This is a genomic window from Tabrizicola sp., assembly GCF_041911175.1.
GTDB lineage: Bacteria > Pseudomonadota > Alphaproteobacteria > Rhodobacterales > Rhodobacteraceae > Tabrizicola.
The window spans coordinates 1-15,400 of record NZ_JAYRPN010000073.1; the positions used below are offsets into that span (position 1 = coordinate 1).

Genomic DNA, 15,400 nt, shown 5'->3' on the forward strand with positions numbered 1-15,400 from the left:
GGGGGCGGGCTGACCGATGGCCCTCAGCACGGTCTCGCGGCCCAGCCGGTCGATCAGCCAGCCCTCGGCCAGCGGCGCATCCGGGGCCACTGCGCCCGGACGGGCAGCTTGGGGCAGGGCGGGGTCGTCCGGCCCGGTCAGGGGATAGGTGCAGGCCACCGACAACCGCCCCGAATTGACCAGCGGCCGTGCGAAAGCCGCCTTGCCCGCCAGCGCCAGCACCGCATCGCGGAACCACCGCTCCACCCCCGGCGCGGGCGACATGAACCGCGTGGTGCGCGACGAGTTGAGCAGGTTCTCGTCCGCCCCGTGCTGCCGCTCGCGGTCATAGGCGTTCAGCACACCCGCATCGCCACCCTTCGCGACATGGGCCAGCCGCCAGCCCAAGGCGTCCACATCCTGCAACCCGCCATTCCCCCCGCGCGCCCCGAAGGGGCTGACGACATGGGCGGAATCGCCGCAGAAGATCACCGGGCCATGCACGAACCGCGCCAACCGCCGACACTGGAAGGTGTAGACCGACACCCAGTCCAGCCGGAAATCCTTGTGCCCCACCGCCTTCTCGATCCGCGGGATCACCCGCTCCGGCGTCCGCTCCGCCTCGGGGTCCGCGTCCCAGCCCAGTTGCAGGTCGATCCGATAGATGTTGTCCGGCTGCTTGTGCAGCAGCGCCGATTGCCCGGCATGGAAGGGCGGCTCGAACCAGAACCGCCGTTCCGACGGAAAATCCCCGGTCATCTCGATATCGGCGATCAGGAAGCGCTCCTCGAAGAGTTCCCCGTCGAAATCCAGCCCCAGCATGCCGCGCACATCGCTCCGCGCCCCGTCGCAGGCGACCAGATGGTCCGCCTCCAGCGCGTAGGACCCGTCCGGCGTCTCCACTGTCAGCGCCACCCCGTCACCCGAAACCAGCCCCGTGACCCGGTTCTTCCAGCGCAGGTCGATCAGCCCCGGAAACTCCAGCGCCCGCGCGACCAGATACTCCTCGACGTAGTACTGCTGCAGGTTCACGAAGGCCGGCATCTTGTACCCCGGCTCGGGCTGCAGGTCGAAGGTCCAGACTTCATCCTCGCGGTGGAGCGTCCGGCCCACCTTCCAGATCACGCCCTTCTCGACGCACCTTTCGCCCACCCCCAGCCGGTCCAGCACTTCCAGCGCCCGCTTCGACCAGCAGATCGCGCGGCTACCGACCGAGACGACGTTGTTGTCGTCCAAGACCACCGAGGGCACGCCGTATTGCGCGAGATCAATGGCCAGCGCCAGCCCGATGGGCCCGGCCCCGACGATGACGACCTTGTGCCGGGGCTCGGGGCTGCGAAGGCCGGGCGGGGCGACATAGGGGAACGGGCGGTAGTCGTACGGCATCAGTTCACCCCTGAAGGGCCGCCCACATCTCCAGATCGCGCGCAGCGGTCCAGATGCGGGGGTGGTGGATGCCGCGCGCCTCGTCATAGGCGCGGGCGACGTTGAACGGCAGGCAATGTTCGTAGATCGCGTAGTCCTTGAACTTCGGGTCGCATTCGGCGCGGACTGCGTCCCAGGCCTCTTTTAGCGAGCCATTCCGCGCCGCGACCCGGGCGACGGGTCTGTAGGTCGAGGCAACGAAATCCGCCGTCCGGTCCAGCGCCCCGTTCACCGCCTTCCGCCCGATGACCGCATTGCCCCGACCGGGAGCAATGGCGTCGAGGTCATAACCCCGGATCGCCTCCAGCGTCGGCCCCCAGTCCGCGAAATGGCCGTCGCCGCAGTAGCAGGCCGAATGCGCCTCGACGATGTCGCCGGTGAACATCACGTTCTGGTCGGGGACATGGATCACCGCATCCCCCGCCGTATGCGCCCGGCCAAGCTGAAGGATATCCACCCGCCGCTTGCCCAGCCAGACCGTCATCCTGCCGTTGAAGGTGGTGGTCGGCCAAGTGAGCCCCGGAATGCTCTCATGCCCCTGGAACAGACGCGGGAAACGCTGGAACTCGCTGTCCCAGTCCTCCTGCCCGCGCTCGGCCACCATGTTGCGGGCGGCTTCCGACATGATCACCTGCGGTGCTTGGAAGGCCGAGGCCCCCAGCACACGCACGGCATGGTAGTGGGTCAGCACGACATGGGAAATCGGCTTGTCCGTCACCCCCCGGATGCAGTCGATCACCTTCTGCGCCAGCCGCGGCGTGGCCTGCGCCTCGACCACCATCACGGAGTCGTCGCCGATGATTACCCCCGAATTCGGGTCGCCCTCGGCGGTGAAGGCATAAAGCCCCTCGCCGATCTGGGTGAAGCTGATGGACTTCTCCGCAAGGTCGCCCTGCGATGCGAAAGCTTTTGTCATGTCATGTCCTTGCGTAAGGATCTTCAAGCGCCGCCTGAACTTGTCCGGCGCAGTCCCCGAAGCCGATGGTATAGTCCTGCCCCCGTGCCACACCGCGCAACACCAGCGTATCGCCGTCCTCGATGAAGCTGCGCATGCCGCCCTGAATGGCAATCGGCTCCTTGCCGCCCCAGGACAGCTCAAGAAGGCTCCCCCGGCTGTCCCTGGTCGGTCCTGAGATCGTGCCCGAGCCGAGAAGATCGCCGGTGTTCATCGGACACCCGCTCGTCGTGTGATGCGCCAGCTGCTGCGCCGCCGAGTAATACATCTCGCGGTAATTGGTGCGCGCAATCACCGTCTCGCGGCCCCCCTCCGGCGTCAGCCCGACCTCCAGCGCGATGTCATAAAGCATCGGCCCTGGCTCCCGCAGATGCGGCAGCAGTGGCACCTCGCGCGGGGGCGTGGACACGCGGAACGGCTCCAGCGCCGCGCTCGTCACGATCCAGGGGGAAATCGTCGTCGCCGTCGCCTTGGCCTGGAACGGCCCCAGCGGCTGATATTCCCAAGCCTGGATGTCCCGCGCCGACCAGTCGTTCAAGAGGACATAGCCGAAGATCATCGTATCCGCCTCGGCCACCGTCACCGGCCCGTCCGATGGCACCCCGACCACCGCTCCCAGTTCCAGCTCGATGTCGAACCGGCGCGAGGGTTGGAAGGCCGGCACCGCATGGTCCGGCCCCTTGACCTGCCCCCAGGGCCGCCGCACCGGAGTGCCCGAGACCACAACCGAGGACGCCCGCCCGTTGTAGCCGATGGGAATATGCAGCCAGTTTGGCGGCAGCGCATTCTCCGCCCCCCGGAACATGGTGCCGACATTGGTGGCGTGGTGCCGCCCGGCATAGAAATCCGTGTATTCGCTGACCAGGAACGGCAGGTGCAGCGCCACTTTGGCGCTAGGAACCAGATGTGCCACCACCGCCGCCCGTTCGCCTGAGCCTTCGGCCAGCAGAGCGGTCAGCCGGGCGCGCAGGGCGGCCCAGACCTCCGGCCCCGCCTCCATCACCTCGTTCCAGTAGGGCACGTCCAGAAGCGGCGCACCGGGAAGCTCCAGCAGCCCCGCTTCCTCCAGCGCGGCCACGTCCAGCACGAAATCCCCGATGGCCACCCCGCAGCGCGGCTCCTCGCCCATTAGCGAGAAGACCCCGCAGGGCAGGTTGTTCAGCGGAAACGGATGGTCCGGCGCATTGGCGCTGTCGACCCAGGAGCGGAGGAGCGGCATCTACCCTCTTTCATCTTTGCGAAAATATCCCACGGGGGTCCGGGGGTGTGAAACCCCCGGTCCGCCGCCTGTCACTTGACGCCCGGCGTCCCGTCGAACTTCTTCTCCAGCGATCCCCAGCAGTCGATGTAATCCTCCTGCAGATGCCCGGCCTGCGCGGCAAAGGGCGTCAGGTGCTGCGGGAACCGGGTCTCGAACATGAAGCTCATCGTCTCGGACTGGCGTACCGGCACCATCGGCTCGTTCGAGGCATGCTCGAAGGCGCCCTTGTCCGGCCCGTGCGGCAGCATGCAGTTGTGCAGGCTCATCCCCCCCGGCACGAAGCCCTTGGGCTTGGCATCATAGACCCCGTAGATGTTGCCCATCAGCTCGGACATGACGTTCTTGTGGTACCAGGGCGGGCGGAAGGTGTTCTCCGCCACCATCCAGCGTTCGCGGAACAGCACGAAGTCGATGTTCGCCGTCCCCTCGATGCCGCTCGGCGCGGTCAGGACGGTGAAGATCGACGGGTCAGGGTGATCGAACAGCACCGCGCCCACCGGGCAATAGGTATTGAGGTCGTATTTGCAGGGCGCATAGTTGCCATGCCAGGCCACCACGTCCAAGGGCGAATGGTCGATCTTCGTCTCGTGGAACTGCCCGCACCATTTCACCGTAACGGTCGACGGCACCTCGCGGTCCTCGAAGGCCGCGACCGGGGTCTTGAAATCCCTCCGGTTCGCCATGCAGTTGGCCCCGATCGGCCCACGCCCCGGCAGCATGAACTTCTGCCCGTAATTCTCGCAGACGAAGCCCCGCGCCGGGCCCTCCAGCACCTCGACCCGGTAGACAAGGCCCCGCGGCAGGATGGCGATCTCGCGCGGTTCCAGGTCGATCACGCCAAGCTCGGTGCAGAACCGCAACCGACCCTCCTGCGGCACGACCAGCAATTCCCCGTCGGCCGAGAAGAAATATTCGTCCTGCATCGAGGCGTTCACCAGGTACATGTGGCTGGCCATGCCGGTCTGGGTGTTCACGTCCCCCGCCGTCACCATCGTCCGCATGCCGGTGATCCAGGTCAGCTTCTGGTCCGCAGGCACCCCGACCGGATCCCAGCGGTACTGGCCCAGGCTGATGATATCGGGGTCGATGCACGGCGCCGATTTCCAGAACGGCACCTCGATTTTCCGGAACCGGTGCGTGTGCTTGACGCTGGGACGGATGCGATAGCACCAGGTCCGTTCGTTCTGGTGGCTCGGCGCGGTGAAGGCGGTGCCCGAAAGCTGCTCGCCGTAAAGCCCGTAGTTGCATTTCTGGGGCGAGTTCATGCCCTGGGGCAGGGCGCCCGGCAGGGCCTCGGTCTCGAAATCATTGCCGAAGCCCGGCATGTAGCCCTCATGCGGGCCGGCGATGCCTGCGGCACGGATCATGCCTTGGGGAAGCGCATGGCGGGTCATCGGGTCCTCCTCCTCCGTTCGACTCGATTAATAGTTGCATGTGCAACCAAGTCAAGCTTAACATGACAAGCAATCCTGAACCGGCTAAAGCCAGCCCATGACAGACGTGATCCTCTACGACTACTGGCGCTCCTCCTCGGCCTACCGGGTGCGGATCGGGCTGAACCTGATCGGCCTTGCCTACCGCTCGGTCCCCGTCGACCTGACCACCGGCGCGCAGCGCGACCCCCGTCACCTCAAGGCCAACCCGCAAGGCCTTGTCCCGGTGCTGGACATCGACGGCCTCCGCCTTACCCAGTCCCTCGCGATCCTGGAATACCTCGACGAAACCCGCGCCGCAGGCTTCCTGCCCGCCGACCCCGCCGCCCGCGCCCGCGCCCGCGCGCTGGCCTGCGCGGTGGCGATGGAAATCCAGCCGGTCTGCAACCTCCGCGTCGCCCAACATGCCGTCTCCCTCGGCGGCAGCGCCACGATGGCGGGCTGGATGCGCCATTTCATCACGCTCGGCTTTCAGGGGCTGGAGCCGATGCTGACCGGCGACACCCCGTTCTGCCACGGCACCAGCCCCGGCCTTGCCGATCTCTGCCTTGTCCCCCAGGTCTACAACGCGCACCGCTGGGGGGTGGACCTGGCCCCGTTCCCCCGCATTGCCGCCATCACCGCCCGCATGGAGGCGCTGCCAGAAGTCGCCGCCGCCCATCCCGACCGCGTGAAACCGGGGGCCTGAGCATGGCAAAGGGCGGCGATTTCGACCTGCAGGACTTCCTGCCCTACCTTCTGAACCAGGCGGCCGAAGCCACCAGCCGCGGCTTCCAGGCCACCTACCGCGCCCGCTATGGCCTGACCCGCACGCAATGGCGCGTCATGGCCAACCTCGGCCGCTTCGGCGCGATGACCGCCCGCGACATCTGCCGCCTCAGCCATATCGAGAAGACCAAGGTCTCCCGTGCCGTGGCCGGGCTTGAGGCCGAAGCGCTTCTCACCCGTTCCACCAGCCCCGACGACCGCCGGGCGGAAAACCTGTCGCTCACCCCGAAGGGCCGCACGCTCTTTGCCGAGATTGGCCAGCACGCGCAGGCGTTCGACGCCGCCTTGCGCGCCCGTCTCGGCCCGGAGATTTCCGCGCGGGTCGACGCCATCCTGCGCGAGATCATCGCGCTGCAATCGGACGAAACACCCGAGGAGGAGTGAGCGACCCCTCCCCGTGCCCTGCGGGTGCGCTACAGCGCACCGATCCGCTCACCCCTTTGCCGCGATCAGCCCAGCCAACCGCTCGCTGTCCTTCCAGGCGCCCCAGATGAAGGACGACCCCCGGCAGGACAGCCAGGGCAGGCCGACGAAGTAAAGCCCCGGCACCTCGCTCACGCCTTCCTTGTGGCGCGGGCGGCCATCCGGCTGGAACACGTCCAGGTCGATCCAACTGAAGTCCAACTGGAAGCCGGTCGCCCAGATGATGCTGGTGATGCCGTCCTGCTTCAGGTTCAGCTCCAGCGTCGGATGTGTCACGCAACCGGGCAGGGGCAAGAGCTTGCGCGCCTCGGGCTCTTCCGGCAGGTCCAGGCCGTTGGCCTTGGCATAGGCATCCGCCTCGTCCAGCACCGACAGGTAGTTGCGGTCGCCGTTCTCCATATTGGTGCGCAGGTCATCGGCGAAATGGAGCACCCCGTCGCTGTAGGAACCGGCCCGGCCCAGCAGCGTGACGCCCAGCCCGGCAAGGCGGCGGAAGTCCATCGTGTGCCCGCCATAGGCGCCGCTCACCGCGATGGTGATATGTTCCGTGCCCGGCGTCGGCGCCTTCATGTCCCACTTGCCCAGTTTGCCCAGCCACCAGACGAAATCCTGCCCCCGGTAGCGGCGCGGCGGGCGGTCATGGGGCCCGAGCGAGAGGTAGACCTTGCGCCCGGCCCGCACCAGTTCCTCGGCGATCTGCGCGCCCGACGACCCCGCGCCGACGACCAGCACCGCGCCCTCGGGCAGTTGGCCGGGGTTGCGGTAGCTGTTGGAATGCATCTGCACGATCGAAGGGTCGGTGACGACGGTCGGGATCACCGGTTTCTGGAACGGGCCGGTGGCGACGACGACGTTCCGCGCCTCGATGGCGCCCTGCGAGGTGGTGGCGCGGAAGCCGTCGCCGGTGCGCTCCAGCTTGGTCACCTCGACCCCGGTGCGGATCGGCAGGTTCCGGTCCCCGGCAAAGCGGACGAAGTAGTCGGCCACCGCCTCTTTCGGGGCGAATGCGTCGGGGTCCAGCTCGGTGAACTCGGCATCGGGGAAGCGATCATGCCAGGCCGGGCCGTTGGCGACCAGGCTGTCCCAGCGCCAGCTCCGCCAGCGTTCCGCGATGCGGTCGCGTTCCAGCACCAGATGCGGCACGCCCTGCTTCTGCAGATGCGCCGAGGAGGCAACGCCCGCCTGCCCGCCGCCGATGACAAGGGTGTGAATGGATTCCGTCATGGCCGAAGCCCCTTTTCCAGAAGTTAAGAATTCCTGAACGTCCGCGCGCAAGTGACTGATTTCAAACGGTTGAAAATTCTGTCCACCGTGGACATAGCCGCCTCACTCATCCCCCGGCACCCCGTATGAGGGGGCCTGGGTCGGGTCCTCTGCCCGCTGGACATAGGCGGCCATCTGCGGGGCATAGACCTCCCAGGCCTGCCGCAGCATGCCCACGGGATCGTCAGCCCAGTCGATCCGCAGGTCGATCAACGGCCAGGTCAGTCGGTCGGCAACCTTCAGCCCGGCGGAATGCACCGGTCCGGCCTCTCCACCCGCTTTCAGCCCGGCCTCCAGCGCCAGCATCAGCCGTTCCCCCAGATGCCCTTTCGAAGTCGAGAAGGCCTCGACCATCGCCATCGGCACCAGCTCGCCCGCCAGAAGGTTCCCCCCCGCCGCGCAATCGGTGGCCTTGGCCTCGCCCCAGATGCCCAGCACCTGCCGCCCGGAATGGATCGCCGTCCGACCCGCCCGGTCGACCACCAGCAGCTGCCGGTAGTCGACGTGCGGGCGGTCCGCAGTGACGGTCGCAAGGGCCTCGGCGGCCGGGAGACCCGCCTCCAGCCGGTCCAGCACCAAGGGCCCCAGCGCCGGGTCGGTGATGTTCTGGCTCGCCACCGCCCCCACGCCCGCCCGGACATGGGCGCAGCGCGCCGCGACGGCGGGCGAGGAGGAGGAGATGGCCATTCCGAACTGCCCGGTCCGGGCGCAGCGGGCGACGATGGAGAAGGTCATTCCGCGTCGTCCGGGATGACTGCGGTGCCGTCGATTTCCACCAGCCAGGACGGTCGGGCCAGCGCGGTGACGACCACCCCGGTCGAGACGGGATGCACCCCCTTGATGTATTCGCCCATCGTCCGGTAGACCGCCTCGCGGTGGCGGACGTCGGTCAGGTAGACCACGACCTTGCACAGGTGCTCCATCTTCCCGCCGACCTCTTCCAGAAGCTGGCGGATGTTCTGCATCACCTTGTGGGTCTGCTCGACCGGATCATGGCTGCCGATGTCCTTGGCGGTGTCCAGATCCTGCGGGCACTGGCCGCGCAGGAAGACGGTCCGCCCCCGCGCGACGACGGCCTGACACAGGTCGTTGTCAAGCTTCTGCTCGGGATAGGTGTCCTTGGTGTTGAACTTGCGGTGGCGGAAGTGGGTCATCGTCGGTCCTTCGTAACGGGCGGTTTTCAGAATGAGCGCCTTGCGGCGCGAGCCTTTTGTCTCGGCCCTGCGCGTGAAGAACACGCAGAACCTCGGCTGTGCCTCCGGCGGGGATATTCGTGGACAGAAAATGCCGGGACGCGGGTCATGGCAAGCGCGAAGCTCCCGGTTCGAGCGCGGTGATCTCGCGGCGGAAAGCAAGGGCGTCGCCCCGGTCGGGCTGGTCTAGGCCCTCGGCCCAGGCGCGGCCTGCATAGGTGGCCCAGGCGATCGGGCCGGGGGCGGCGGCGTCGCCGATGAGGTGCAGGCTGCGGATGCCCGCCTCGCGCCAGTCGAGGGCGCGCGCGGCGTGGAAGAGGCCATCGTTCGGGTTGCGCGAGGTGACGTGGACAACCGCTTCGCAGGAAAGCGCGGTCTGCCGCCCGGTCCAGGTACAGCCGAGGGTCATCTCTGCTGCGCCAATGGCCTCTGGCGCCTTGCTGAGGTGAATCTCGACGCCGATCTCCAGCAACCGGCGCATGATCGTGCCCTGTTCCAGGGTGTTGTCCGTCCATTCGGCGACCTTCACCGCCGGGGTGATGAAGTGGACGCGGTTGCCCTTGGCGACCAGCAGTTCCGCCAGCACCGAGCCCATGTAGAAATGGTCATCATCGTACAGCGCGACGGTCTGGCCGGAGGGCGCAAGGCCCGCCATCAGGTCGTCGGGGGTATAGACGGCCATCGCCGGATCGGTCGGGATCGGGTGCAGGTGAAGCCGCGCCACCGCGTCGCGACGCCAGCTTGCCCCGGTGGCGATGGCGACGTGGTCGGCCCCCATTGCGAGGACATCCTCCGCTGTCAGCGGGCTGTCGCGGTAGATTTCGACGTTGGGCATCACCGCCATCTGGCCGGTGCGGAAGTCGGCGACGCGGCCCCAGGCCGAAAGGCCGGGGAGCGCGCGCTCTTTCGCGACACGACCGCCAAGGCTGGTGGAAGCTTCGGCCAGCGTGACCTTGTAGCCACGCTTTGCAGCCTGCAGCGCGGCCTCCAGCCCGGTCGGACCCGCGCCGACGATTAGCACGCTTTCGGACGCGCCCCTGGGCCGCGCGCGGTCGGGGTGCCAGCCCTTGCGCCATTCCTCCATGAAGGCGGTGTTCTGGGTGCAGCGGCTGATGCCCTGGGTCATGTCTCCACTGACGCAGATGTTGCAGCCGATGCATTCGCGGATGTCCTCGTAGCGGCCCTCTTCCACCTTCAAGGGCAGGAAAGGGTCGGCGATCGAGGGGCGTGCCGCGCCGATGAAGTCGAGCACGCCGGATCTGATCTGGCGTACCATCGCGTCGGGCGAGGTGAAGCGGCCGACGCCGACGACGGGTTTCGGGGTAAGTTCCTTGATGCCGCGGACCAGGTCTTCCTGCGCGCCTTCCGGCTTGAACCGCGAGGTGCCGGAGCAGTTTTCCCAGGTGCCGTGCGCGAGGTCCCAGATGTCCGGCAATTCGCCATGCATGGCGATGAAGTCGCGCAGTTCGGCGTTGGAAAAGCCGTAGGCCCCGGCCTCGTGCAGCGACATGCGCAGGCTGACGGCGAGTTCGCCCTTGGTGGTTTCGCGAAGGTCTTCAACGACTTCGCGCAGGAACCTGCCACGGTTTTCCAGGCTTCCGCCGTATTCGTCGGTCCGGTGGTTGGTGGCGCGGGACAGGAAGTGTTGCAGGATGCCGAAGCCATGCGCGCCGTAAAGGCAGATCAGGTCGAAGCCCGCCTGCTGACTGCGGCGGAAGGCGTTGCGGAACCAGCGGCGGAGGTCGCGAATATCCGCCTTGTCCATCGTGCGGGCCTGCACCGGGTCGGAGGTGAAGGTCAGGATCGGGCCACCGGTGACCGCCAGCGGCACCTCGCGGGAATAGAGGTTCGGGCCGTTGATGCCGGAATAGGCCAGCTGGATGCCTGCCAGCGCGCCATGCGACTTCATCGCCTCGGCCATGCGGGCCAGCGCGGGGATGTCCTTGTCCTCCCACAGGTGCTGTTCGATGAAGGGGGTGATTTCGCTGGTCGGGTGGATCTCGGTCTGTTCGGTGAAGATCACGCCCCAGCCGCCCTCGGCCTTGGTTCGGCGCATCTCGACCACGGCGGAGGGGTCGCGGTAGCCGCCGCCGTTGCAGTGCGGGACCTGGTAGAAGCGGTTCTTCGCCGTCTTCGGGCCGATCTGCAGCGGGGTGAACAGGATGTCGTGGCGGGAGTCGCGGGGCATCAGAGCACCTTCAGGTCGGCGGATTGGGTGGAGAGCCGCGCCGGATCGCGGCGCGGGATGTCGGCGACCAGAAGGGCCGGGGTTTCCGCCGCACGGGCCAGGATTTCGCCGTGCGGGCCCGCGATGGTGGACCTGCCGGTGTAGGTCAGGTCCCCCTCGGTCCCGCAGTAGTTGGCGTAGGCGATGGCCAGGCCGTGGTTCGCGGCCATCGCCGGAACGGTATGATCCGCGACATGGGTGAAGGGCAGCATGTTCGCCGTCGGGCACAGGATCACGGTCGCGCCGCGGTCGGAGACGGACTTCACATGCGGTGCGAACTCCACATCGTAACATATCAGGATTGCGGCAGTTTCTTCGCCAATCCGGAAGATCGGCAACCTGTCTCCGGTCGTGTAGAGCGCCTGTTCGCGCGGGCCGTAGAGCTGGACCTTGCGGTAGTTGCAAAGCAGCGCGCCGTCCGGGCCGAAACAGGCGGCAGAGTTGTAGAGCCGGTCGCCGTCACGCTCGGCATAGCCGGTGACGAGGGCGGTGGAATGGTGCCTGGCGGCTGCGGCAAGGCGGCGGAGGGGCGGGCTGTCGAGCGGCAGGGCGCGGGCGGGAATGTCGGGTTGGTTGTAGCCGGGCAGCCAGATCTCGGGCAGGACGAGGGCGGCGGCGCCCAGGGCAGAGGCGGCGGCCAGCGCGGACTCGGCCTCGGCGCAGGCGGCGTCGATATCGGCGGCGGGGGATGTTCCCTGCCAGAGGGCCAGTCGCATGATTCGGCTCCGCGTCATCCGGGGGAGCATACCCCCGAGACTACGGCAAACACCCTATGCTGGCGATCAACGGGGGTATATACCCCCAACGAGGTATAGCGCATGGCCGAACCACCCCGCACTGTCGAAACGACCCTCGCGCAGGCGATCGCCAGCCTGCGGCAGGAGGGGTTTGCCGAGGCGCTGTGGCAGGTCTGCCTCGCGCTTGCCGCGCCGGACAACCTGATCGTGATGGCCTATCGCGATGCGGGGCCGCCGCTGGTTCTGCTGCGCCGGGCCGCCAACCCCCGGGTCTTCGCGCGGCTGGAGACCGGCTATCTGTCAGGCGCCTTCCGGCTGGACCCCTACTATGACCTGCATCTCGCACGGGCGCCGGACGGGGCCTACCGCATCCGCGACATCGCGCCGGATGCCTTCCAGCGCAGCCGGTATTTCACCGAGTATTTCGGCGAGACTACGCTGATCGACGAGATCGCCTTCGTGCTGCCGCTGGCGGAAGGCCTGTCGCTGAACCTGTGCCTTGGCCGGGATGCGCGGTCGGGGCGGCTGTTCTCGGCCGAGGAACTGGCAGCCTGCGGGCGCATGGCGCCGGTGATCGCGGCGCTGGCGCGGGCGGAATGGCGCGAGCTGGAAGGCGGCACCGGTCCGGTCGAGGATACGCCGACGCTTCTGATCGCGGCGGCGGGGCGGCAGGGCATCGCGCTGTCGCCGCGGCAGGCCACGGTGGCGCTGCTGATCCTGCGCGGTCATTCGACGCCCTCTATTGCGCTGAAGCTGGGGGTGTCGCCGCAGACGGTGAAAGTGTTCCGCAAGCAGCTTTACCAGCGCTGCGGGATTTCGTCCCAGGCCGAGCTGTTCTCGCTGATGCTGCCGCTTCTGGGCTGATCACCAGCGGCGTTCGAACTTGCGGCGAAGCAGGATAGCCGCGACGTTCATGACCAGGAGGAAGCCGAGCAGCACGATGATCGCGCCGTTCGAGCGTTCGATGAAGGCGGGGTCCGACCGGGTCGCCCAGGAATAGACCTGCACCGGCAGGGCGGTCGCCGGGTCCAGGAAGCCATCGACCGGCAGTGAGGGGTAGTTGTCGACGAAGGCGACCATGCCGATCAGGAGGAGCGGTGCAGTGTCACCAAGCGCCACGGCAAGGCCCAGGATCGTTCCGGTCAGGATGCCGGGCATCGCCAGCGGCAGGACGTGGTGCAGCACGGTCTGCATCTTCGAGGCACCGATCCCCAGCGCCGCGTCGCGGATCGAGGGTGGAACCGCCCGGATCGAGGCGCGGGTGGCGATGATCACGGTTGGCAGCGTGCGCAACGAGATCACCAGCGCGCCGACCAGGCTGGAGGACTGGGGCAATCCGGCGAAGTTTATGAAGATCGCAAGGCCGAGGATGCCGAAGACGATGGAGGGGACGGCGGCGAGGTTCGCGACGTTGACCTCGATCAGGTCGGTCCAGCGGTTTTTCGGTGCGAATTCCTCAAGGTAGATCGAGGCGGCGACGCCGACGGGCACGCACAGGACCGCGACCAGGATCATCATGTAGAGCGAGCCGAGGATCGCCACGCCAAGGCCTGCGGCCTCGGGCCGCTGGTCGGAGGCATCGGGATTGGTCAGGAACCCGCTGTTCCAGCGCAGGCCCAGCATCCCGGCCTGGACCAGCCGGTCGGCGAGGCGCAGCTGGTCGGGGCTGATGTTGCTGTCCAGCTTCGCGCTCTCCATCGTCACCCGGCCCTTGAGATAGCCGTCGATCCGGCCGCCGGCGAGGATGGAAAGCTCGAGGGTCTGGCCGACAAGGCCGGGGTCCGCCAGCACCTGCGCGCGCAAGGCTCCCGCCGCATCCTTCGAGATCAGTTCGGCAATCGCCTTGTCCTTCAGCCCGGCGGTGTCGATGCCGCGGCTCTGCAGCACTGCGGCGAAGGACCGGGCCAGCACCTTGCCGTAGCCCACCGTGGTGATCCTGGACATCTCTGCCGGGTCGCGGTTGCCATCGGGGTCAAGAACGGAGGTGTCGAGCGTGACGGGAAAGCTCAGTTTCGCCTGTCGGAACGCCGTGATCCCGTCCGAGAAGACGGTGATCAGCATCAGTGCCAGCACGGCAAGGCTGACGGCGATGGCGAGGATGCCGTAGCTGCGGAACCGGGCCTCGGCGCGGCGGCGGCGGCTCATGCCGGCATCGGCGGACAGAAGCGAACCGGCTGCGGAACGGGCGGGGGCAGGGACGGCGGTCATTCGTATTGTTCCTTGTATTTCCGCACGATCTTCAGCGCGAGGATGTTCAGCCCCAGCGTCAGGACAAAGAGCGTCATGCCAAGCGCGAAGGCGACCAGCGTCTCGGGCGCGGCAAAGTCGGTGTCGCCGGTCAGTTGGCTGACGATCTTGACGGTCATCGTCGTCATCGCCTCGAACGGGTTGAGGCTGAGCTTCGCGGCAGCACCCGCGCCCATCGCCACGACCATCGTCTCGCCGATGGCGCGGCTGGCGGCCATCAGGACGGCGCCCATGATGCCGGGCAGCGCGGCGGGCAGGACGACCTGCTTCACCGTCTCGGACGGGGTGGCGCCCATCGCATAAGACCCGTCGCGCAGCGATTGCGGCACGGCATTCAGGATGTCATCGGCCAGTGAGGAGACGAAGGGGATGTTGAGGATTCCGATCACCAGCCCCGCCGTCATCACCGAGGACCCCGAATTGCCCAGGCCCAGCGGCTCGGCCAGCCAGTCGCGCAGAAGCGGCCCCACGGTGATCAGCGCGAAAAGGCCGAAGACGACCGTCGGGATACCGGCGATGACCTCGATCGCGGGCTTGACCCAGGCGCGGAAGCGCGGCGAGGCATATTCCGACAGGTAGATCGCGGTGTAGAGCCCGAGCGGCACCGCGACGATCATCGCGATCACCGAGATGTAGAGCGTGCCCCAAAGGAGCGGCAGGACGCCAAGGTCGGATCCGCCCTTGAAGTTCGGGCTCCAGGTCAGGCCAAGGAAGAAGTCGGCGGCGGGATACTGGCGGAAGAAGGCGAGGCTTTCGGCGAACATCGACCAGACGATGCCGACGGTGGTCAGGACGGCGATCGACGAGGCAAGCATCAAGGCGCCAAGCAGGATGCGCTCCACCCGGTTGCGGGCACGCAGGTCGGGGCGGGTGGCGGTGAGGCCGTAGGCCAGCCCGGCCAGAGCGGCCAGCACCACGGCAAGGCTGCGGCCCATCGCCCCGGTTCCGGCAAGTTCGCGGTAGTGTTGCGCAGCATCAACCGATTGCAGGGAAAGGTCCGACCCAAGCGCGACGCCGACCTGTCCCAGCCGCGCCTTGAGCGCGTCGAGGTCGGTCGCGGCGGCGGTTCCGAAATCGGCGGCCTCGTCGGCGGTCATCACCCCTTGCGCAACGGCACGGTCAAGCCCCTCGGCCAGGCGGCGCACGTCATCCATCGCCAGGGTAAAGGCGGTGTCGCTGGCAAGGGCCTCGGGCGCGAGAAGCGCGCCGGTCTCATGCTGGATGACCAGTGGCTGCAGCAGCGACCACAGGATCAGCACGGCCAGCGCGGGCAGGGCGGTCATCAGGGCGGCATGCCAGCCATAGTGGCCGGGAAGGGAATGCAACCGGCGCGGATCGCCCCCGGCAGCGGACAGCGCCCGGCTGCGGCCAAGGACAAAGGCCAGCAGGCCGAGGGCAGGGATCAGGGCAAGAAGGATCAGGGCGGACATGGCACGCTTCGGATCAGGGACAAAGGGAATGGGCGGGGCCCGATGGACCCCGCCCGACC

Annotated in this window: 14 protein-coding genes; 3 read left to right on the forward strand and 11 right to left on the reverse strand. The window is 67.6% G+C overall.

Going from position 1 to position 15,400, the window contains the following annotated elements:
• The 4 genes from ACE3P6_RS09395 to hmgA all read right to left on the reverse strand — a co-directional run.
• Window positions 1-1,365: FAD-dependent monooxygenase (locus ACE3P6_RS09395; protein ID WP_374394117.1), on the reverse strand; the 1,365-nt coding region annotated here is incomplete at its 3' end.
• A 4-nt stretch (window positions 1,366-1,369) separates the two neighbouring features.
• Window positions 1,370-2,320, reverse strand: coding sequence for an MBL fold metallo-hydrolase (locus ACE3P6_RS09400; RefSeq protein WP_374394121.1), 951 nt, complete (start codon window positions 2,318-2,320; stop codon window positions 1,370-1,372).
• A 1-nt stretch (window position 2,321) separates the two neighbouring features.
• Window positions 2,322-3,578, reverse strand: a complete 1,257-nt coding sequence (fahA, locus tag ACE3P6_RS09405; protein ID WP_374394123.1) for a fumarylacetoacetase — start codon at window positions 3,576-3,578, stop codon at window positions 2,322-2,324.
• 71 nt (window positions 3,579-3,649) lie between these two features.
• The gene (hmgA, locus tag ACE3P6_RS09410; protein ID WP_374394126.1) at window positions 3,650-5,014 is read right to left on the reverse strand and encodes a homogentisate 1,2-dioxygenase; all 1,365 of its coding nucleotides are present in this window, start codon (window positions 5,012-5,014) and stop codon (window positions 3,650-3,652) included.
• Window positions 5,015-5,111: 97 nt separating this feature from the next.
• Between hmgA and maiA the strand changes: the two genes are divergently transcribed.
• Both maiA and ACE3P6_RS09420 read left to right on the forward strand, forming a co-directional pair.
• Window positions 5,112-5,741, forward strand: coding sequence for a maleylacetoacetate isomerase (gene maiA, locus ACE3P6_RS09415; RefSeq protein WP_374394128.1), 630 nt, complete (start codon window positions 5,112-5,114; stop codon window positions 5,739-5,741).
• Window positions 5,742-5,743: 2 nt separating this feature from the next.
• A complete protein-coding gene (locus tag ACE3P6_RS09420) occupies window positions 5,744-6,205 on the forward strand; it encodes a MarR family winged helix-turn-helix transcriptional regulator (RefSeq protein WP_374394131.1) in 462 nt (153 codons plus the stop codon).
• Window positions 6,206-6,253: 48 nt separating this feature from the next.
• On the opposite strand, the gene ACE3P6_RS09425 is transcribed toward ACE3P6_RS09420, so the two are convergent.
• From ACE3P6_RS09425 to ACE3P6_RS09445, 5 genes are all read right to left on the reverse strand, one after another.
• Entirely contained in the window at window positions 6,254-7,468 is a 1,215-nt protein-coding gene (locus tag ACE3P6_RS09425; RefSeq protein WP_374394133.1) for a flavin-containing monooxygenase, read from the reverse strand.
• A 102-nt stretch (window positions 7,469-7,570) separates the two neighbouring features.
• Window positions 7,571-8,242, reverse strand: a complete 672-nt coding sequence (locus tag ACE3P6_RS09430) for a DUF1028 domain-containing protein (RefSeq protein ID WP_374394136.1) — start codon at window positions 8,240-8,242, stop codon at window positions 7,571-7,573.
• The gene (locus tag ACE3P6_RS09435) at window positions 8,239-8,661 is read right to left on the reverse strand and encodes a RidA family protein (RefSeq protein ID WP_374394139.1); all 423 of its coding nucleotides are present in this window, start codon (window positions 8,659-8,661) and stop codon (window positions 8,239-8,241) included. The genes ACE3P6_RS09430 and ACE3P6_RS09435 overlap by 4 nt, the downstream gene beginning before the upstream one ends.
• A gap of 145 nt (window positions 8,662-8,806) precedes the next feature.
• On the reverse strand, window positions 8,807-10,888 hold the full coding sequence (locus tag ACE3P6_RS09440; RefSeq protein WP_374394142.1) for an FAD-dependent oxidoreductase: 2,082 nt from the start codon (window positions 10,886-10,888) through the stop codon (window positions 8,807-8,809).
• Window positions 10,888-11,643, reverse strand: a complete 756-nt coding sequence (locus tag ACE3P6_RS09445; RefSeq protein WP_374394145.1) for a nitrilase-related carbon-nitrogen hydrolase — start codon at window positions 11,641-11,643, stop codon at window positions 10,888-10,890. Before ACE3P6_RS09445 ends, ACE3P6_RS09440 begins: the two co-directional genes overlap by 1 nt.
• Window positions 11,644-11,745: 102 nt before the next feature.
• On the opposite strand from ACE3P6_RS09445, the gene ACE3P6_RS09450 reads away from it, so the two are divergent.
• On the forward strand, window positions 11,746-12,528 hold the full coding sequence (locus ACE3P6_RS09450) for a LuxR C-terminal-related transcriptional regulator (protein ID WP_374394148.1): 783 nt from the start codon (window positions 11,746-11,748) through the stop codon (window positions 12,526-12,528).
• On the opposite strand, the gene pstA is transcribed toward ACE3P6_RS09450, so the two are convergent.
• Together pstA and pstC are read right to left on the reverse strand one after the other, a co-directional pair.
• Window positions 12,529-13,872 carry a phosphate ABC transporter permease PstA gene (gene pstA / locus ACE3P6_RS09455; RefSeq protein WP_374394152.1) on the reverse strand — a complete coding sequence of 448 codons (1,344 nt, stop codon included), beginning with the start codon at window positions 13,870-13,872 and terminating at the stop codon, window positions 12,529-12,531. It abuts the gene before it with no gap.
• Window positions 13,869-15,341 carry a phosphate ABC transporter permease subunit PstC gene (gene pstC / locus ACE3P6_RS09460; protein WP_374394154.1) on the reverse strand — a complete coding sequence of 491 codons (1,473 nt, stop codon included), beginning with the start codon at window positions 15,339-15,341 and terminating at the stop codon, window positions 13,869-13,871. The genes pstA and pstC overlap by 4 nt, the downstream gene beginning before the upstream one ends.
• Window positions 15,342-15,400 lie beyond the last annotated feature (59 nt).